Origin of the sequence: Bacillus sp. FSL M8-0049 (genome assembly GCF_038593355.1) — a bacterium.
Lineage (GTDB): Bacteria > Bacillota > Bacilli > Bacillales > Bacillaceae > Bacillus > Bacillus safensis.
In genome coordinates this window covers 1,610,285-1,630,689 of sequence record NZ_CP151986.1, presented here as the reverse complement: position 1 = coordinate 1,630,689, position 20,405 = coordinate 1,610,285, and the positions used below count along the sequence as shown (strand labels likewise).

Below are 20,405 nucleotides of genomic sequence, written 5' to 3'. Positions count from 1 at the left end.
CCTTTCAGCATATGAGGAGAGGATTCAGCCTGTGAACGAATCAGAGAGAGAAAAGAAAAAGAGCACCCATTATTATGGGTGCTCTTTTTCTCCGTGCGGCTGAAGTTCTTCAGGCACATCGAGAATGATCATATCTGATCCTATTTTTTGAATGTGATTCCACGGGACGCGGATGTCATTTCCTTGTTTTCGAAAACCAAACCACTTCACGGAAGGTATAATGAGTGCTGTAATTTGACCGTCCTGTTCATCGATTTCAAGGTCGGTTTGTCCAAGCACGCCAAGCCGCTCCGCTCGTTTAATATCGACGATCTCTTTTCCTGACAGTTCACTCAGCCTCAAAATCGCATCACTTCCCTTCCGTATCATATATGCAGCAGGCAAGAGGAATAGACCGGATCTCTTTAATGACTAGTTTGGAGAGGAAGCCGCGCCTCTTTCATGTAGTGATCATGCCATAATTCCAAGTTGTAAAGCATCCAGACTTTTTGATCCGCTCCATTTTTGTTTTTCTGATTCGAATGATTTCGTAAAAATTGCTCTAGCGGCTTTCTTTGAAACAGTTCTGTTGCAAAGCTTTGTTGGTCAAGAAGCTTCTCTTCGATTTCTTTCATCCTTTTGCTCATCCAATGATACACAGGAACCGGAAAACCCATTTTTCTTCTATATAATATACGCTTATCCACCGTTTGCTCCATTGTCTTTTTTAACATATATTTCGGAATGTCTTGTACCTCACTTGTTTTGAGACTCGACTGAAAAAAGGCTTGCAGCCTGCTAGGCAGTCCTTTATAAGGAAGCTTATATTTAAAGGGCATGTCATTGACAAATTGGATGATGCGATGATCAAGAAATGGAACACGCGCTTCTAGTCCATGTGACATCGTCATCATATCCAGCCGGTCTAACAGATTGGGTAAATGAATCTGCTGAAATAAATAGAGCAGTTTATTTTCATACGACTCCCCCTCCATCTTTTGAAAACAATGGGCAATAAACTGGTTCATGTGAGAGTCAGGAGGATCAATTGAATCAGCGTGACGCCTTAAAAGCAGCTCTTTTTCGCCAGCAGTAAACCATGCATACCTTTTTTTGTAATGATCCATCTCACCTTCAAGGTGGATCATTTGATGCACCTCGTGCTGAAAGGATGGTTCAAATAATACCTTAGAAAGGATGGAGGACAGTTTTCGGTTTTTTTGAAGCCATAAAATTTTCCTCCAATCTGCTGGACTCCTAAAGACACGTCCATAACCTGCAAACAATTCATCCGCTCCTTCACCACATAAAACAACCGTCACGTGCTTTTTTGCTTCCCGTGACATATGGTAAAAAGCGACTTCATGAGGAATAGAAAGAGGATGATCTCTTCGCTTCACAACTTCAGGCAGTAATTGAAAGTACTCTTCTTCACTCATTCGATGTGAGTGAAGCTTGACATTGTATTGATCTGCCGCGAGTTTGGCATAACTTTCTTCAGAAAAGCCTTCCTCTTCAAAGCTGGTCGAAAAACAATGAATATTCTCGTTTTTGTATTTGGACATCAAAGCGACAATCGAAGTCGAATCCACTCCCCCGCTCAAAAAAGCTCCCACAGGCACATCAGACATCATCTGTTTTTGCACACTATCTTGAATTAATTCAAACAATTCCTTTTGATAATAACGTTCTCCCCGATCGATCCCATCAGCCGGAAGCGGATATTGCCAGTAGGCCTCTTTTGTTATGCCTGTTTCATCTATTCTCAAGATAACACCTGGGGGTAATTTTTGAATTCCTTGAAAAAAAGTCTGCTCTCCGATCGAATAACGGAAGGATAAATAACTAAGAACAGCCTCCGGCTCAATAGTAGTTTTTATGTCAGGATGCTGAAAAAGAGCCTTCATTTCCGATCCAAAAATAAGCCCTCCCCGGCATTCTGAAACATACAGCGGTTTGATCCCAGACCGGTCTCTAAACAAATAAAGTGCTTTCTTCTTTTTATCCCATATCGCAGCTGCAAACATTCCGTTTAATTGCTCAACAAAGGAAATTCCGTATTCTTCATAACCATGAACAAGTACTTCTGTATCTGTCTGCGTACGAAACAAATGGCCTTTATTCCATAATTTCTCTCTTAAATCTTTGAAATTATAAATCTCACCATTTAGAATCACACAGATAGAATCATCTTCATTTGTTATTGGCTGCGGTCCAGATTGAATATCAATAATGGAAAGCCGCGTATGAACCAAACCAACTGAGTCATCTTGATATACACCACTATCATCAGGTCCACGCACAGCAAGGGCGTTTTTCATCTTCAGTAAGATGTGAGGATCTAGTGGTGCTTGGTTAAAATGACAATAACCTGCAATGCCGCACATAGACATGGCTCCCTTCCATTAATGATTTGACTGCTGAATCGTCATTGCGAAAATATGCATAAATGGATTATCTTGAAAGCGAATTTCATCAAAAACTACTTTTTTCGAGAAGGTGAGCGAATCAAGCCATAGGTTTGATGTCATATGATGATTAATGCCGGATACCGTATGAATATAATCAAATGCATATGCCGCTCGATCATGAAATGCAGGTTCACGTTCAATCACATCCGTTAATGAAAGCCGAGTCTCACAGACAACGTTCCCCTCTCGTAATAATGAAATCTCTTCGTAAAGATTGCCATTGGATGAACAGCCAACGACATGAAGCGCTTCTGCTTCAAGTGGCGGAAAATGAAGAGACTGTCCCTCTAATTCAATATTGTCTCCTTGATCTTGATATATGAACTGAAATGGAATCCCTTCGATAAAAGGATCTTGCACGTTCATAATTAACTCAGCCGGCAAAGAAGCTCCGCCAATTGTTAATTGGCCTTTTTCATATTCATTTTGATATGTGATGCCTCTGTTATTGACATAATCATGAAGAGAAAGAGTTTGATAAGTCTTCATTTTGAATCACCTCTTTTAGTTCTGTGAGCAGGCTGGTCTCCACTTCTAATGTTTTTTGAAACCGATTCGCCGTTCTTTCTATCATACTGCGAGGATTTTTACTGAGGCCTACTCTAGCCGTAAAATTGGCGAGTACTGTCCAGCTTTGATAAGCATCTTCAAACGCTTGAATAAGGGGATGTAAAAGCTCATTTTCATAAGAAGATAGGAATGTCACCATATGTTTTCTGGAGTTAGCCACATCCTTTAGTCCTTCAAAGTAAACATTGTCTAATAAATTTCCAGTTTCATTGTCTTTGATACTATCAATATAATCCCTTTGAATGACTGAAATAGCGCCCAGCCCTGTGACAGCTCCAGGCAAATCAAAATGCGGCGGTGCTCCTTCTAATATGGCCGCATGCTCTTTTAATATCACCAACACATCCGGTTCTTTCTGAAGTTCCACATGTTTAATCCACTTATAACGATTTTCGGTTCGAGGTGTATGTTCATATACAGAGCGCGCCGCTTTCATCAAATGGTCTTTACTCAATGTGCCATGATAGGAGTATGCATGATCACTGACCACTGCATGATCATCATTCACCTCAAGTACTTCCAATGTGTGATACCCATGTTCTCTTTCGTAAAATGGACAGTACGGTAAGTCAAATATATCTAGGGAAACAGACACAGTCCCTCCGCTTGGATGCTGTTTAAACACACGATTGATATAGAGGTCTAATTCCTCTTCCGTGTAAAAAATTTCTTCTAAATGAATGCCATTATGATGAAGAATATCCTCACGAAAATGTTTAAAGGAACCGATCAAAACAAACCCTTTGTCTTGGGGTCTATAAACAAGGCCGGCCTGCCTCCAAATCCTATCAATTTCAATCCCTTTTCTAAGAAGCATGGCTGCAATCGTTAATTGAGAACAGTTTAAGTAATTGTTCCGGTAAATAGGTGCTGCAGTAGCCACTTATGTCTCCTCCTTTTTCTTGCCATCATACCCATCGATTTTTTAACGGGATAATGCCCAGCTCTTTTTTCGCAATCACTTCTTTTAATAAATCTTCAGAAGGCGGATGAAATTTTGCCGCTTTCACATCTCGGCTTAAACGCTCGAGCAAAGATCCTTGCTGTAATGAAGAAAAACCCTCGACCTGAGAAGCTAGCTGCACGATTTCTTCTGCTGCTTGCGTCACAAAATGTTTTGTAATCAGTGTCTTCGTATACAAATCACTTGAGTAATGATTTTGTTTCTTTTCTTGATCTGCTTGCTGAGCGCAAGCCATAAGCTGAGAATGTGCAACATCTAATTTAATTTTCATATCTGCAATACGAAATTGTGGACCTGGTAAAAAGGCTGATTTTTTCTTGGAAATTCGATCATTTCTTTTATATGCCATACCGAGGGCATGTTCATATGCTGCTTTTGCAATGCCATAATAAACAGCTGTAACAGCTAGACGAAACCAGTAAATTAAATTTTCAGTATCTTCTATCGCGTAGCCTTCCCGTCCGATTAGCTGATGATCGGGTATAAACACTTGGTCAAAATGAATGTGATGACTCATCGATGCCCTCATGCCCGAATAATTCCACGATTCTTCAATCGCAGCGCCTTCAGTAGGTAATGTCATTAATAGAGCCGTCATTCCATATTGAGATGTGCATGACGACGGAGCATACTGACAATAAATCGGTAAATATTTAATGCGCGGTGCACCAGTTACTGTAAATTTAGTTCCGCTCACAAGATATCCGCCATCTGTTTTTTCTGCGGTAATGGTCGGAATTCCGTCCATTTGCTTACGCTGATAAATAAAAATCACATTCGGATCGCTAACAGAAGCGATTAGTTCTCCTGAACGCCGAATATCGTCAAAAACCATGGCCTGCTGCTCACTTGTAAGCACTTCAGAAAATGCGCCGAGCGAATAGTAATGCATCGCCATAATGAGTCCTGTCGACGCGCATCCTTTAGATATGTGTGACAAAAGAGTCACCGTTTCTTCAAATCCATAACCAAGACCCCCGTCTTGTTTCGGCATATTGGCGACATGTAATCCACAATCAATCAGTTCGTCTAGATTTTGATGCGGGAACTGAAATTTGTCATCAAGCTGACTCGCCCTTTCCGAAAATTGCAAAATAAGACGATCAATCGTTTCTTGACGTAGCTCTGTCAGTGTCATATTCATCCCTCCTTTGTCTAAAGAATAATCTATTTTGTTTTAATAAAAGATCATCCGGGGTCCCTCTCTCTCGAATGATATAATCGTTTCCTTCAAACAAAAGCAGCTCTAGCGGAGAAGAATGACCTAAAAATAAGGTAGGACTGTAGCAAAGTCCATATGCCCCAGATTTCTCAATACAAAGAAGATCACCTACATCGCCTTGCGGAAGCTCCACCTGCCGGCCAATTAAGTCTTCTGGAGTACATAGTGGACCTACAATCGATTGTTTCACTACAGCTGAGGGCTTGCTGGAAGGTTTAATGAGCCGCATTGGATAATTATTGCGGAGCAGCCTGCCTCTAAACGTCATCGCTTGATGATGATGCATTCCTCCATCTGCAATTAAAAACGTCTGTCCTTTTGATTCTTTTACATATTGTATAGTGGTTAAATAAACCCCACATTCCGCTAAAAGGAATCTCCCCATCTCAATAATAAACCTCGGAAATTCCAGCTCAGTTTCGTACGTTCGAATCAATTCCGCTACGTTTTGAAATAAACGTTCAGCATGAAGAGGTGTCTCATGCTGAAAATACGGAATGCCAAACCCGCCGCCTAAATCAACCATCTGGCATGTTAGTCCAAATTCATTCTTGATTCGAACAGCTGTATTGAGCGTGTATTCAAACGATGATAAAAGCGATGTTTCATCAAGAACCTGCGTTCCCAAATACATATGAATCCCTTTAAATAAGAGCGAATGATCATACTTCTGAAATAGGTCAAATACGTCTTTCAGTTTGGATTCATCTATCCCAAATGGACTTGGAACTCCGCCCATTTTGATTTTTGCCCGTGACTCAATGGATTCAGGATTAATCCGAATGCCTACTGATGCCTGTTTATCCTGATGCTTTGCAGACTCAGCGATATAAATGAGCTCTTCCTTTGATTCGGCGATAATACAATAGATCTCATGCTGAATAGCGGCATCGATCTCTTGCTTCTGCTTACCAGGGCCAGAAAAAATGATATGCTCCGGGGAATAACCTGCTTTTACAGCCATAAGGAGCTCCCCTGCAGAAGCCACTTCTATACCAGCCCCAAAAGACCGTAACAGTGACGCAATTGAGGCATTTCCATTGGACTTAAATGAAAAGAACACCTCAGCTGATTGATGGAGCCATGCTGTAATGTGATCATAGTGATCTTTTAATGCATCTCCATCGTATACATACATCGGCGTCCCATAACCATTCGCTTTCTCTAAGAGCGTAGCGTCATTTTTCGGCAAATTCTCTCCCCCTTTCAGCTGAAAATTCCATATCATCAAACTTTGTCAGCATATGAATCTGCTTGTCCTTCTTCATATGGTAAAACAATATAAACAGTCGATAGTGCCACATATCATCCGCTCTCGTTTTACCGAAAGTATAAATAAAAAACCCACCTTCTTCTCCGGGATCGAGTGCTTCTGTTACCTCCGTTAACACACCTTCAAACGGCAGGTCGGCACTGCTTGAGAATCTTTTAAAGCGGCTTTCAATATATTCGTAGGTTGAAAAAAAACGGCAAATGATTGGGAGTAAATAAGTAACCTGCGTAAACCGTGCATTTATTTCAATGATCGGTATGAGCTGTTCATTTATATCAATGATCGAATCAACGCCAACCACGCCTCGATACCCTTCTGCATATAGAAGCTCTATGATTCGATGCATGCTTACTTCATATTCACGTTTTTTGTCCTGTTCATAAATAGGCGCAAAATTCGTCCCTAAGTAGATGCCGTCCTCATTGATTTTCTGTTCTGTAATTGAAAGTAAGTGTGATCCTTCCTCTTGAATGAGCAATTGGGCATTTAAAGATCGCTTAATTGGATGCCATCCCTCTAAGAGGAGGTCTGTTTGGATTTTTCTTCTTTCAATAAAGGTCACTAACTGCATGAATTCTCTCTCGTTTTTTAAAATACGAAGTCCCTTACCAGATGATCCATAAGGTAATTTCAGAACCATTTTTGAGAAATGATTCGCCCTTAATTCTTCATACGTCTGTTTTAACTCGTCAGCATTTTGACAAACAGCACCACACGTAACATTAAACTGATGTTCTTCTGCCCACTTTCTAGTTGAAATCTTATGATTAAATCGCTTTACGAGTGTTGGATTTGAACCATAAATCTTTCTTTTTTCAAGTGACGAATCTTGATCAACCGATTCATCTAAAAGATAGGGTACAATGAGTCCCTTTAAATTGAACGCATCTTCTTTTTGAATCATATGTGGAAGCTTGATACCCTGCTTTTCCAAATAGGCTAAAAAAGCTGGTTCTGGCTGATGATGCATGATGACATGATGATCCTTAGAAGCAATCAAAAGCAGTTGTTGTTCTTGCTGAAGAACGAGTTCATTTTGAACATGGTCTGTCAAAACAGGTAAAGCCTTTGTTTGATCCCAGATTTGTTCTTGATTCATATTCCCAAACCATATCACGTCGTTTCTTCCCTTAAAATCAAATAGAGCTGCCGGATCTTTCATCACACTACTCCTTATGAACAGAATGCTTTTTAATTTCTAAAGACCGATTAATGTGAAAGAATCGTTTACGAATAGGCTGATTCCATGTATGAACGACATCATTTGCATCCAGCACTTCGGATAAATAAGAAAGTGATTCAGGCTGAAGTGCCTCCATGACAAGATCAGGAATCGTATGAGGAAAGACTTCATTCACATAATGCAAAGCAAAATAGACCATCTTTCCAAAGCCATACGCTTTCGTTCGACGGACAAACAACTCCACATCCAATAGGTCTTCTCTCATAAACATGCCATATATATCAAGCAGCTTATAAAGCAGTAAATCTTTCATTGACTCCACTTCATTTAAATAAATCGCCTCTTTGTAAAAATGAATACATAAGAAAATCAGCATATCCTCTTCTTTTAATGACCATACAAGGTGATCGTCAACAGACGTTTGAATTCGTCTAGACAGCATTTCTTGGACAATTGAATCTGTCCGGTTTCCTGTCATGAGGTCAACTGAAAACTGAACATCAATTTTATGACAGTCAATAAAGCGGCATTCTGGTGTAGGTTTCATGTAGGTGTAGGTTTGATGTGAGTTCATGATGAGGTAAAGAATGTCTTTTCGTTTCGCAGGTGTGACTGTCTCCGTTTCATAATTCCAAGAACCTTGAATATAGCCTAATTCTTTTAATACATGTCCAGTTTCTTGCAGCTGATCTTGTGAGATAAAGAGATCGTTGTCCCCAAATAAGCGAAGCCCTACATCGCCGTATGCCCACTGGCCAATCACACTTCCTTTTACAATGGCATATTCAATTCCTTTTTGATCAAGTGCTTGAAATAACTGATCGTTTAACGTGATATTGTCTCGTGCCGTTTCTAGTTGCCCCTTATACATAATCTCTAATGACTTTAAAAAATAAGTTGCTTTAAAATCTTTTCTTAAATGAATGGCGTAACGTTTAATATTTTTCCATGCAATACCAGCTGTCCGATGAACATGCAGCATTCCAAGAATGACATTCCAGTCTTGCTGCTGATACAGAAGCTCCTGCATCTCTTCTATCTGGCTGTCTTCTAAAAAAGGAGTAGATAAAATGAGGGCTGTGTGCTCTTCTTGAGTCAGATTACTTTGCAGCATAGTGACCCTCCTTTATATGAAGCATCTCATCCGGCCAATTCGTTTTATTTCGACCGTATGTTTGTAAAAATACTTGAACCCATCGGTCGATACCAAATGCGGCACAACCCGAATAAAGCGGCTTATCATTTTCTCCCTTGATTTGGAACCTTTCACAAAGCATCTCTCCACAGTCGTTAAATGAAGCGATCGAAACGTCTTTCTTTTCTGTCACAGCTACTAACTCATATTTGCTGTTTGCCATTAATTGATAATTCGCTTTATCCATATCATCATAAAAGAAAAAGGGGTCATTTGCGGTGGTGACCTTACCACTAAGGCCAAGCTGATGAAAACATTGCCATGTGTGTTCAAGAAGTGTTTTTCTTGTTTCGTTAATGTATTCGTTATCACCGATAAAGACAATTTCACGCATACTAAATTCTAGTTTCCTTAGAGGATCTACTTTCCAAGAAATTTCATGTCTAAAACACTGCCCCGCTGCTGTCATCATTTGATTGTCTGTATAGGTCTTCCCTTCCCATTCCTCGTAGCAGTGATAACAAATGCACGGCTGTAAAAAACGGCCTGCTTGCTGGAAGTGTTCAGGCAGAAAACCATGATGCTTTTCTCGAATGTCATCAATAACCTGGTAATCATGAGGTATTTCAAAAACAGAATAAATATTTTGCGGAAAATTTGTATGGTATTTACACTTTTCCATTAATTCTTTACTCATCGTAGAAGGGTATTTTCTTAATTTGGCCCCAAGTGAAGCCCCCATATTTAAGAATAATTGATCAAAATAGTGTGCGAGTTCCATTTCAATTTCGTCATAGAAAGTTCTCTTTTGGTCATCCCCGCTTAGTTTCGAATGAACAGGCTCACTTTTTAAATGAATATTTGATTTCATTTCCTTTTCACGAAACCTCCGCAGTTGAGCTACATTTGACGATAACTTTAAAAACGCAGCTGATATTGCCTCTGCATCTCCTGTATGATCGACTGTTACTTCAATAACAGATTCCTCTTCAAGAAGATCAACGTGCAAAATATGGGCTGATAGAAAAGAAACTCTTTCCACAAAATCTGGTATCATTGTATCTTCTATTGCATCTGGTAAAGGCAGCTGAAGGGTTCTCAACTAAATTCCTCCCTTTTTATTGATCACTTTTGATGCTTCTAATGGTTGTGAAGCTTTATCAAGATAGTTATAAATAGACTCCCCCAGATGAACATCACATAACTCAATCGCCGATGGTTGGCTATCTTGAACTGCCAGCCCCCACCTCGCCTTCTTGAGCAGCAGTCTGTCATTATGACCATTTCCAAAAGCAATCACACGATTTAAATCACTTTCTCCAAAACAATCTAATAAATGGCGTTCAAGCATATCCGCCTTACAAATTCCTTTCGGGGATACCACTTGTGCATTTAAAAACTGGGCATCCGCAACATCACAATGACAATCTCTTAATAGATGAGCGATATCTATTTTTTCTTTCGGTAAAATAAATAGTTTTGTCACACGGTCAAATGTGAATTCTTTCTGATGACCAACCTCTATTTTTTCTCGTGGAAATGTGTAAAGCATGCAATATTTCAACTTAGCGCTTTTACTTGATGCCACATGCTTCCCGTGTGATTCCATGACAAATTCAGCTTGACCATCAAGTGATGAGATAACCTGCCGGCATATAGCAGCATCTAGATATTGTTTAACGTCAAATGTTTTCTTTTGATGATGGCAAATCACATTTCCATCATTCAGCAAAACATCATGATGAAATAAATTGAGTAAAGATGGATCTAAGTTCAGAGAGAAGAAAGAATCATAGGTTCTGCCTGTGACAATTATTGAAATAATGCCTCTTTGGCGCAGCATATTCACTGCGCCATAGACATCACCAATAAGCTCGCCTCGATCATCAATTAATGTTCCATCCAAGTCAAAAGCGGCAAATTTTATCTCGCAAAGATTTAGTTCTGCTTCCACTGATCACACCTTTTTCAGCTCAGCATTTGCTACATATTCATTGAATAAACGCAATGATTCTGAATCTACTTGTCCAATTGGAGGGCTTTTGAATAAGAATGGGCAGACGTCATGTATGACACCGCTGTGATTCATATCTTTAGCTGCTTTTGCTACGCGCATTGCGTTAGCAATAACACCAGCTGAATTCGGAGAATCTTCTACTTGTAAACGGATTTCAAGCGAAATGTCTGAATCTAAAACAGAATTTCCTTCCAATCGCAGGAAGCAGACTTTATGATCCCCTAAGTAGCTGACATAGCCATTTGGACCTGCTGCCACTTCGCTGGCATCAATACCAGAGGCAAATAATGCTTTTCTCTTCGATTTTTGTTTACTCGTTGATCTCATTGGGTTGGCAAGGTTTAAAAAGTCTGTATTACCACCGACATTCAATTGGTACGTATTGGTAATATCAATCCCTCGGGATTTTAATAGCTCAATTAACGCTGTATGCAGTGTTGTGGCACCTAAATGACTTCTTAAATCATCTCCAAGGAGCGGGGTATTCGACTCTTCAAACATTTTGACAAATTCAGGATCATTTGCCACTGGTTCAGGTGTCGCATTAATAAAGGCAGTTTGCGCGTGTGCACACGCCTCTGCGTATACTCGAACTGCTTCAAACGAACCTGTCGGTAAGAAGCAGACTAGTACATCTGCCTGAACGTCCTTTAATCTTTGCGTCACATCATGTGTGTTCATTTTTAATGAATGTTCATGCGGCTGAATGCAGTTGGACAAATCTCCTTCAAGACCATCACATAAAGGACCTGCTTCAACAGGTACTTGGAAAAACGGAACATCAATATGTTTAACTGCAGCCGTTGGTTTAGTAAAAATAGCCTCTGATAAATCTTTTCCTACTTTATTTTGATCTACTTCAAAAGCTGCAACAAATTCCACATCAGACAAGTGATAACCTCCAATGACATCATGCATAACACCGGAGAGCGTATCCATCTTTTCCTTTGCCAATTCTACAAATTGAACGATACTTGAAGCGCATGATCCTACTCCTGCAATTGCTACGCGGACTTTTGTCATTTTCATAACCCCTTTTTTTAGAATTTATAGAGCCAATTTTCGCTTTTGACGAGATTGAAAGATATACCATTCCTTGTAACCCAATTCCTTCAGCGTCTCTTTTACTTTCAGCCAATCATCTGCTACGCGGGCTGGCTGATGGGCATCTGAGCCAAACGTGACATCCACACCATAAAATTTGGCTCGCTCTAATAGATCCATTGATGGATACCAGCCGCCGCAGTCTTTTGTTTTGCCAGAGGTATTCACTTCAATGACAGAACCACTCTCCGCAATTGCTTGCAGTGCATCATCGACAGCTTCTGTTTTGAGATGAGCAATCTCTGGATAAAAACCTTTTAAGGCGTCAATATGGCCTAAAACGTCGAACATTTGACTCTCAGCAGACATTTTAATTAACTGGTAATACGTTTCTTTTTCAATGATGGCTTTCTGCTCTGTGATTTGTTCCCACCGTTTCCGGTTAAATAGGTCATATCCATTACTGACATGAACCGAGCCAATGATATAATCAAATGGATAATGTCGATACACGTCTCGGTAAAGGGTCTCGTGATCTGGAAAATAGTCAGATTCGACACCTAACAGCACGTGAATTTTTCCGTCATATTCCTTTTTCAACTGCAGGACTTCCTCTATATATGATTGAAATTCACTTTTAGCCATCGCTACCCATGGTTTAAAGTGGTCAGCCTCTTCACCAAAGAACGGAGAGTGATCTGATATCCCAATAAAATCCAGACCTAATTTGACAGCCTCATCGATATATTCTCTGATGTTCCCTTCCGCATGACCACAGCGTTGATGATGTGTGTGCAGATCAAATTTCATGCAATTTTTACTCCTCTACATGGCAGTATAGCCGCCGTCAACCATCAAATTTTCTCCTGTAATAAAACTCGCTTCATCTGAAAGAAGGAAGATGACAGCAGATGCGATCTCTTCTGGATCAGCGGTTCGTTTCAACATGTGCATCCCGCCAATATCAGGATGCTGATTTGCTTGCTCTCTTGTCAATCCAAGCTCTTCTAAATGGAACCGCTCGTTGTTTTTGTTCCATACCGTGCCGGGATTCACTGCGTTTACACGAATACCTGCATCCGCCAAATCCATTGCCATGCACCGCGTCATATTGACAACAGCTGCTTTTGTCGCGTTATATGTTAAATATTTCGGCTGGGCAATGTGGCCTGAAATGGAGGCAATATTTACAATCGATCCTTTTCCTATTTTCTCCATGTAAGGCGCCGTGTGTTTGACACAAAGCGCTTGTCCCATAATATTCAAATCCATAATGCGCCGCCATTCTTCAACGGTTGCTTCAAGACCCCGCATGATAAACACGGCTGCACAATTCACCAGCATGTCTATTTTCCCAAAATGATTGGCTGTTTTTTCGATCATTGAAACAATGGATGCTTCATCAGCAATATCAGCCTCTATAAACAAAACATCATATCCATTTGCTTTGAGCTGTTTTTCTGCTGCAATTCCGTAATCTACATGATGATCAGCAATGGCGACTTGTGCGCCTTCTTGTGCGGCTCGTTCTGCGACCGCATATCCAATCCCCTGAGCTCCGCCTGTCACAATAACTGTCTTTCCTTTCATCCCTCGCATGTAGCTGCCTCCTCTTACCACTGAAGTCTTTGCCCGTCCCTCAACAATTCTCCTGTTGGTCCATCTCGGGGCAGCTGTGCCGCCCACACGATTCCTGATGCACCTTCCTGTATGGTTTTAACAGCCTCTGATGTCCCCATGTCCGTTTGTACCCAGCCAGGACACACTGCATTCGCAAGGATAGAATAGGGTGCCCCCTCTAAAGCTGTGACCTTTGTGAGAACATGCAGCGCCGCTTTTGACATCCGGTAGTAAGGACCGCTTTTTCCATCACGCCTGACATCGCCTGAAGCGTAGATCGCAGAGAGCCTTCCCATACCGCTAGATACATTGACAATCCGTCCATATCCAGCTTCTTTCATGTAAGGAAAAACGGCCTTGGTCATTCTGACTGCACCATACACATTCACATTCATCGTTTCTTGGAGTGTCGATACAGGAAGATCTAGAAAAGATGGAAATGTGTGACCCTTTATGTTGTCATGAAAGACACCGGCATTATTAATGAGCACATCCACTTTCCCGAACGAATTCTTCATAAATGCCGAGAAACGTTCAACCGATTCATCATTTGTTACATCCAGCTGAAATGGCACAACATGCTCAGTCATTTCAGACGCAGCTATTTCGGCACTCTCAAGCTGCCGTGCAGTTAAAATAACAAGCATTCCACACTGCGCAAGCTGTCTGCATACTTCTTTGCCTATGCCCCTGTTTCCACCTGTGACAACAGCGACCTTCATATTCTCATCTCCTTTTGGAGATACCAATCTTCCTTCAGCTGGTTCGATGCAGATTCTAGTGCTTCGAAAGACCAATCAATATACCAGTTTAGTAAGTGAGGTGTATAGGTGTGCAGCAGTGTTAAATACCGCTCTGTCGGAATATATAAAAGTCTGATAAACGCAGATATTGAGCGCCATTCATATTCGGATAAGTCATCTGCATATGCCTTTAAAAATTGAATCGTTTTCACAATATCTAGTTGAAACGTTCCTCTCTTGATTCTCGTTAACAAAAAAGCAGATATGGCTGCATCATATACTCGCGGTCTAAAGCATGCTGTATCAAAATCAAGAACCATGGCAAGCTTTTTGTTACGAATTAACAGGTTGCCAGAATGAAAGTCACCATGTGTAACAGCATGAGGTAATCCTTCGTATATACTAGGGTTTAGCAGCGTGATGATATTCATTAGTTCCCGTTCATACACTTTGAGCAAAGCAGCAGCCTTTTTAGAAGAAACAACCTTTTTTAGGGCATAAGCCGTCTTGCCGAGCGTTTCGTCCGGAGAAGTAATCCAGTTCTTCAATTCGCAGTTTGGATTCACAGGTCCTTTCGGTAAGTTCTTCAGTGAATGGAGCTGTTTTAATACCCGGATGGCTTCTTGTTCATCGTAACGATTTCCCATTTCATATGGTCTTCCTTCGAAATAGGGCCGCAGCTGCCAAAAGTGTTCTTTGAATAAAATGGTCTTACGATGATCTTCTGCCTCCACCATAGGTTGAATCGGGAAGCCATGATCAAGCAGAGCATCTGTTAATTCCTCTAAATATTGAAGCCACTTTGCATCATGATTTCTCGCACATTTTTTTAAGACAAAACGGTTTTTGATCGTTTCGACAAGCCATCCTTCATTAGGGCTTCTTCCGTTTAAAGGTGTTAAGCGAATCGGCTGTTCAGAAAACCAATATTTCAGGACATTATTAGCATCATCTAGTGTCGTCATGTCCTCACCCCTTTTTCTCAAGGTTTTTGATTTTCATTAGCACCTGGTCTGCATCGTCCCGTTTGTCTATGCGCAAGCATTTCACATGAGATTTTTCTTTTAATTTGTGAAAAAGCTTTTCGTTTTGATGAATCACCTCTGGATAGACTTGAAAGGCATATGAGAAAAATTGGAGCGCGTTACCCATTCGCTCCTTATTTCCATTCCAAAGTTTCTCCCTTGTGATGAGCCGTTTGAATGTCCTTTTCATGAGACGGGGGAATGTCTGTCTTCTCTTGACATCAAGCCAAATGATCGTATCAGCATATTCAGCCAATATGTGGTGAACAGATGAATATTGACCATCGACGACCCATTTCTTTTGTTTGACAATTTCATGGACGTTATCGATAAACACCGGCTTATCTGTTTTTTTCCAGTTCGCTTGCCAGAATAGAGCATCGAGTTCATAGTGAGGTAACGTTAACTCCTGCTTCAATTGATGTGCAAGGGTTGTTTTTCCAGATCCAGGCGGACCGACAATCCAAATTCGCTGGCTAGCTCCTTTATTGTTCAAGTTGTTCCCTCCGTTACAGAACACGTTGATGCTTTTGAATGTCGTCTCTCACTTTTACTAGCAGATCAAGTGCTTCATCCCAATTTAGGTTTTCTGTTAATTCAAATACGGGCGTTTCGCTTGAATGAATGGACACATCTTTACATAATAGATCTAATGCTTCCGCCGAAAAGCCATTTTCCTTTAACAGCTGGCCAAAAAGTGTATGCGCGGGAGTCAGTCTTGTATCAGGTGTACTAAAATAGTGAATCATTCCCGCCATCGCTTCTACAGGACCCGGTGACAGGTGAATGCCATTAAACCGAGTACACACGTTAGATAAACCTAACCGTTTTTGCTCCGACAGCAGCATGTGTTTAAAAGAACCCGCTTTAGCCTCTTTAGGGTCCGTTGCACCAATGAAATCTTCTCTCAACATCCTCATTGGCTGCTTTGAAAAACATTCAATGACGATAATAGACTTTGCAGGTGCAGTGAACCACTCTATTTGACAAGGGTGGAATGAATTGAGCAGAAGCATCTTTTCTCCATCCACCTCGGCCTCTATGGCGTATGTGCCCGCACCCAGCTTGTCTACCTTGACGTTTCGGGTTAACAGCTCTAAACCATACGGCGTGAGCTCTTTGTACTTTTGTAAAAATTGATGGCCTCCATATATGAAATGTTCCTTCTTTTTAAACTCTGGGTATTTCAAAGCCAGCATCTTTTTTGCTGCATCTGACACTTCACTCAGACCGTTTTTAGAAATTTTATTTAGCATCCCATATTGATTTTCAATGATTTTCCTTTCTTTCAAATATAAGGATGATATGACGCGCACGGCTCCTATTTCTACATCACGATCATCTAATCGGTGGAGAAGTTCATCTAGTATGAGATCAAGCTGTACACCTTTTTTGATGCTTGTTAATTCAGGCTTTAGCATCAACAGAAGATGGTGTTGGTTCAATTGTTGTTGTTTTTCAATTTCATAGGGATGAATCGTCACTGCCATAGGTTCTTTTGTATGAATACATGCATGTACGGCTTCAATGACTCTTTCTTTCATTCTTTTTACCACATTGTCACGCCTTTAAAAATTAAATCTGTTGTCACATCGCCCATTGAATGAACCGCATTCATGACGAGGTCTTCAATTCTTTTTCTATCCACTTCATTTCCATCCCACTGCTGAATACGGACGGAAATTTCATCAGGGTTGTGGAGCGGTGCCTCTTTTGAAGTAAAGATATGCACTTCTGTTGGCTTTTGAATGGTCTCAAAAATTTGATCTGCCAGCCGTTGTGCGAGCACCCCATATAATTTTCCTGTATGATCAAGCGGGTTTTTCCCAGCCGGCGCTTCAATACTCATAGACCGCATTGGGGTGATCAGGCCATTTAATCTATTTCCTCTTCCAACAACTCCTACATCGCCGGTATCTGCTACAGAACCTAGCGCTGTTAAGTACGGACGGCCATTGCGATCTGTTGCGTTCAGCATGAGATCAGGCGTGAGGCCTACCGTTTCATGAATATAGCGAGCAATTTGATCTTGGCATTCTTTTTTGCGGGCAAAATATTCCTCAAGACTATGAATATCTTTAGCTAGAAATGGCATGTTCACAATGAGTTTGAAATCTTCATGACGTCTGCTTCCAAATATTTTTACATCCCAGCCGGTATCTGGATTGACCTTTTTAAATTCTGGACCATTCACATAACGCTCTGTATAAAGAACCAGCTTCTCAAGACGGCTTAATGGCGCATGAGCATGCAGTAAGTTACAGTCGTTTGACACAAGCTTTGGATCACCGATTTCAATCATGTCCGTTTCAACCATCGGACGATATCGTGAGTTTTTGCGGCCTGCCCCCTGATGATCAACGATTCGGCAGTCGATGACGAGATGTTCTTCAGGATCAAATCCTGTTGTCACCTCTAATAACACATCCTTTGCCGCATCGAAAAGAATCTTTTTAAGAGGAATGGGCTCATCGCCGTATGCGTATGCCCCTTTTCCTGCAAACACAACTTGATACGGTTTGACCATTGTCCCTTTCCCATACGTGACATCAGCATCTCCGCCAAGAAGCATGACTTTGTCAAACCAGTGGTGTGCCACTCTGCCAAAATGCTCCATGCAATATTGAGAATAATATTGAGAAGCTCTTTCTGCTATAGCATCACACATCGTATCTGGATGTCCTACACCTTTACGTTCCACAAGCTCATATGGAATTTGTTCTATATCTTGGCCATCACCTTTTAAAATATCAAGAATGGTTTTTTGAATTGTTTTCATCATCTATCGCCCGCTCTCTTTTAAAATATAAAAATATTGATCGTTCATCTTAAAACAACATGAAACATTTGGTAATATATATATATTCTGTATGAAAGAGGTGTCTATTTTGATCAATGAATCGATCCTGCAGCGTCTGCAAGATACAACCACTAATATTAGGGAATTATTGGAACAACATCAAATTCCCGGCTGTTCCATTTGTATTTCTCATGAAGATGAGCACATTTGGTCGTGGCATGAAGGCCTCGCTGATATTGAAAGCGGCACCCCTGTTACAAAAGACACAACCTTTCGAATTGGTTCTGTGACTAAGCCTTTTACTGCAATGGTTATGATGAAATTGCGAGAGGAAGGATTCATTCAACTCGATGAACCCATTCATACTTACGAACCACTACTTTCTTTCATAAAAAGTCACTTGTCTGAACCAATTCCACTCACTTTCCGAATGATTGCCTCTCATATCTCAGGCCTGCCCAAAGCACTTGACAAAGCAGCTCATTTACGAGATATGACGCTAGCTCAGTGTATTGAAATACTCACTATTTTCACACCGCCTTGGTCTATCATCAATTATTCCAGTCTTGGCTACTCTATATTAAGTAAAGTGCTAGAAAAAGTGAGTCATCAGCCATATAGAGAATTAGTGCATACCCACATACTAAAACCGCTCGACTTGAAGCAAACTGGTTTTATTGAAACAGCATCCACAGCCAAAGGGTATACAGTTTCTTCCTCAGGCCTGTCCGGCGTATCCTATCCAAGTGCTGAAACACCATCTTGGGAGGACGGTTCAAGCGGACTAATCTCCACAGCAGAAGATCTGATTCAATTCATTCAAGCTCAATACGGTGCAAACAGCGTGCTTCAACAGCATTCGCTAAAAGAAATGCAAAGCCCCGTTATGGTTGAAGAAGATTTCAGCAGAGGTGCCGGTCTTTCATGGTTTTTGAGACCTTTTAACGGATGCACCTTAGCTGAACATAGCGGAGAAATTAAAGGATTCACCTCCTATATTGGATTCATTCCAAAGACAAAATTAGGTGTTTGCATTCTAATGAACTCTGACGAAAGGCTCGCACGGCCAATTGCCGAAATGCTCTTTCAAATTTTGCTGCCAGCAGATCACAAGCACATGAAAAAACGTGAAGACCGGCTCAAACGAATGTTTAGACAATCGTCTCTTTAAATCGAACTGACTTTTTTGTTTAACAGATCTGGAATTGCTTCTTGCAGATAACGCGGATCACCCTCTAAATAAAAGCATGGCATGTTAAACAAGTGATGGATAAGCTCAGATGCCTTTTGCTCCAGAAAGGTATCTGACACTTGTCGAAGTCCGAGCCAGCCTTTTAAATAGTCGGGATCTTCCGGTTCTCTTATATTTGCTGCCATAATTTCTTTTGCTCTTTGATCATCTTTTTTTACCGGCACAAGCCTAATCTCACCCGAACCTATTTTAAGTGAAGGAAAAATCACCATATCTACTTTCGTAGAGCTTCTAATCGTTGTTCCTGTCATTTCAGCAGCTTCTTTTGGTGTAATTTCAAACTTACAGCCGCTCGCCCATTTTTCTCTTGCCTCTTCCTCTGTTGATATCGTTTCATCCCATATTCTTTTATCTTGAGACCGGCTGAATTTTTTGTTTTTCAGTTCCTGTATATTTGTGGTGGCTTGGACAGTTCCTACTCCAAGCGCCAAGCACATCGGCCATCCATACACAATAAGTTCCTGATCTTCAAGCACTGAAATGGAACGATCGTTTGTGATAAAATCTGCTCCTCCATGATGCAAAAACTGCCACATAGTGGTTGACTTCCCGGCACCTTTATCGCCGATAATGAGCGCTCCTTTTTGGCCATCTTCAAAAGAGACAGCTGCTGCATGCGTAAAGCATCCGCCTTGATTTTCTAATGTTCTAAGGGCAATCTCTCGAACAATTCGCAGTGGACAGCGTATCGCAGACTCATTATTGTTTTTTCCAATCACAGCATAACGCCCGTTATTGACCGCCACACTGTGCGGTTCGTCACCTTCATGTGAGGCAAATAATACTTGATCGTCTAATGTTAATCGTTTGTAAGTAAACTTCCTTTTTGCAGTAATGGTTTCACCCTTTTGAAAGCAAGCACTGCGAATAGACTGTTCAAGCTCCGGATCAATGATAAACCGTATTTCAATCTGTGATGGGATATCCCCCTCGCGGCGATCCAATTCTTTTGGGATATAATGTTCAATATCTTCAATCGCCAGCAATTCCATAGATAGAATATGAAAATGAATACCTGCAAACACAAATGATTTTTCATAAGGAAAATCGGTCTTCGGCTTTTCAAAAAACGCTTTTATATCCATATAGAATCCTCCCCTTCAATTT

Annotated in this window: 20 protein-coding genes; 1 reads left to right on the top strand and 19 read right to left on the bottom strand. The window is 40.9% G+C overall.

The window, feature by feature from the left end; all coding sequences use genetic code 11:
- Nucleotides 1–72: 72 nt before the first annotated feature.
- From NSU13_RS08320 to NSU13_RS08235, 18 genes are all read right to left on the bottom strand, one after another.
- Nucleotides 73–342 (bottom strand): YlmC/YmxH family sporulation protein, encoded by a 270-nt coding sequence (locus NSU13_RS08320; protein WP_342489982.1) that lies wholly within the window; start codon nucleotides 340–342, stop codon nucleotides 73–75.
- Nucleotides 343–404: 62 nt separating this feature from the next.
- Nucleotides 405–2,372: an asparagine synthase (glutamine-hydrolyzing) gene (gene asnB / locus NSU13_RS08315; RefSeq protein WP_328699732.1), complete on the bottom strand. Its 1,968-nt coding sequence runs from the start codon at nucleotides 2,370–2,372 to the stop codon at nucleotides 405–407.
- A 12-nt stretch (nucleotides 2,373–2,384) separates the two neighbouring features.
- Nucleotides 2,385–2,939: a hypothetical protein gene (locus NSU13_RS08310; protein WP_034281877.1), complete on the bottom strand. Its 555-nt coding sequence runs from the start codon at nucleotides 2,937–2,939 to the stop codon at nucleotides 2,385–2,387.
- Nucleotides 2,908–3,903, bottom strand: a complete 996-nt coding sequence (locus tag NSU13_RS08305) for a hypothetical protein (RefSeq protein WP_046311001.1) — start codon at nucleotides 3,901–3,903, stop codon at nucleotides 2,908–2,910. Before NSU13_RS08305 ends, NSU13_RS08310 begins: the two co-directional genes overlap by 32 nt.
- 25 nt (nucleotides 3,904–3,928) lie before the next feature.
- Nucleotides 3,929–5,122 carry an acyl-CoA dehydrogenase family protein gene (locus NSU13_RS08300; protein ID WP_034281872.1) on the bottom strand — a complete coding sequence of 398 codons (1,194 nt, stop codon included), beginning with the start codon at nucleotides 5,120–5,122 and terminating at the stop codon, nucleotides 3,929–3,931.
- Complete coding sequence (locus tag NSU13_RS08295; RefSeq protein ID WP_061109876.1) at nucleotides 5,088–6,398, bottom strand: hypothetical protein; 1,311 nt, start codon at nucleotides 6,396–6,398, stop codon at nucleotides 5,088–5,090. Before NSU13_RS08295 ends, NSU13_RS08300 begins: the two co-directional genes overlap by 35 nt.
- Nucleotides 6,385–7,641, bottom strand: coding sequence for an ATP-grasp domain-containing protein (locus NSU13_RS08290; RefSeq protein ID WP_342489981.1), 1,257 nt, complete (start codon nucleotides 7,639–7,641; stop codon nucleotides 6,385–6,387). Before NSU13_RS08290 ends, NSU13_RS08295 begins: the two co-directional genes overlap by 14 nt.
- Nucleotides 7,642–7,645: 4 nt before the next feature.
- Nucleotides 7,646–8,776, bottom strand: a complete 1,131-nt coding sequence (locus NSU13_RS08285) for a nucleotidyltransferase family protein (RefSeq protein WP_342489980.1) — start codon at nucleotides 8,774–8,776, stop codon at nucleotides 7,646–7,648.
- Nucleotides 8,763–9,899 carry an aminoacyl--tRNA ligase-related protein gene (locus NSU13_RS08280; RefSeq protein WP_081124398.1) on the bottom strand — a complete coding sequence of 379 codons (1,137 nt, stop codon included), beginning with the start codon at nucleotides 9,897–9,899 and terminating at the stop codon, nucleotides 8,763–8,765. The genes NSU13_RS08285 and NSU13_RS08280 overlap by 14 nt, the downstream gene beginning before the upstream one ends.
- A complete protein-coding gene (locus NSU13_RS08275; RefSeq protein ID WP_342489979.1) occupies nucleotides 9,900–10,751 on the bottom strand; it encodes an HAD hydrolase family protein in 852 nt (283 codons plus the stop codon).
- 3 nt (nucleotides 10,752–10,754) lie between these two features.
- Nucleotides 10,755–11,837: a myo-inositol-1-phosphate synthase gene (locus NSU13_RS08270; protein ID WP_034281869.1), complete on the bottom strand. Its 1,083-nt coding sequence runs from the start codon at nucleotides 11,835–11,837 to the stop codon at nucleotides 10,755–10,757.
- Between the two features lie 24 nt (nucleotides 11,838–11,861).
- Nucleotides 11,862–12,668, bottom strand: coding sequence for a histidinol-phosphatase (locus NSU13_RS08265; protein WP_034281867.1), 807 nt, complete (start codon nucleotides 12,666–12,668; stop codon nucleotides 11,862–11,864).
- A gap of 15 nt (nucleotides 12,669–12,683) precedes the next feature.
- A complete protein-coding gene (locus tag NSU13_RS08260) occupies nucleotides 12,684–13,457 on the bottom strand; it encodes a glucose 1-dehydrogenase (RefSeq protein ID WP_046310991.1) in 774 nt (257 codons plus the stop codon).
- Nucleotides 13,458–13,471: 14 nt separating this feature from the next.
- Nucleotides 13,472–14,200, bottom strand: a complete 729-nt coding sequence (locus NSU13_RS08255) for an SDR family NAD(P)-dependent oxidoreductase (protein ID WP_327827737.1) — start codon at nucleotides 14,198–14,200, stop codon at nucleotides 13,472–13,474.
- Complete coding sequence (locus tag NSU13_RS08250; protein ID WP_342489978.1) at nucleotides 14,197–15,186, bottom strand: phosphotransferase; 990 nt, start codon at nucleotides 15,184–15,186, stop codon at nucleotides 14,197–14,199. Before NSU13_RS08250 ends, NSU13_RS08255 begins: the two co-directional genes overlap by 4 nt.
- Nucleotides 15,187–15,190: 4 nt before the next feature.
- Nucleotides 15,191–15,742, bottom strand: coding sequence for an AAA family ATPase (locus NSU13_RS08245; protein ID WP_051627342.1), 552 nt, complete (start codon nucleotides 15,740–15,742; stop codon nucleotides 15,191–15,193).
- A gap of 13 nt (nucleotides 15,743–15,755) precedes the next feature.
- On the bottom strand, nucleotides 15,756–16,790 hold the full coding sequence (locus NSU13_RS08240; protein ID WP_342489977.1) for a hypothetical protein: 1,035 nt from the start codon (nucleotides 16,788–16,790) through the stop codon (nucleotides 15,756–15,758).
- Between the two features lie 5 nt (nucleotides 16,791–16,795).
- The gene (locus NSU13_RS08235; RefSeq protein WP_342489976.1) at nucleotides 16,796–18,025 is read right to left on the bottom strand and encodes a methionine adenosyltransferase; all 1,230 of its coding nucleotides are present in this window, start codon (nucleotides 18,023–18,025) and stop codon (nucleotides 16,796–16,798) included.
- Nucleotides 18,026–18,134: 109 nt separating this feature from the next.
- On the opposite strand from NSU13_RS08235, the gene NSU13_RS08230 reads away from it, so the two are divergent.
- Nucleotides 18,135–19,217, top strand: coding sequence for a serine hydrolase domain-containing protein (locus NSU13_RS08230; RefSeq protein WP_305933648.1), 1,083 nt, complete (start codon nucleotides 18,135–18,137; stop codon nucleotides 19,215–19,217).
- Here the strand turns inward: NSU13_RS08230 and NSU13_RS08225 are convergent.
- On the bottom strand, nucleotides 19,214–20,383 hold the full coding sequence (locus NSU13_RS08225; RefSeq protein WP_342474740.1) for a hypothetical protein: 1,170 nt from the start codon (nucleotides 20,381–20,383) through the stop codon (nucleotides 19,214–19,216). The two genes, NSU13_RS08230 and NSU13_RS08225, sit on opposite strands and share 4 nt — an antisense overlap.
- Nucleotides 20,384–20,405 lie beyond the last annotated feature (22 nt).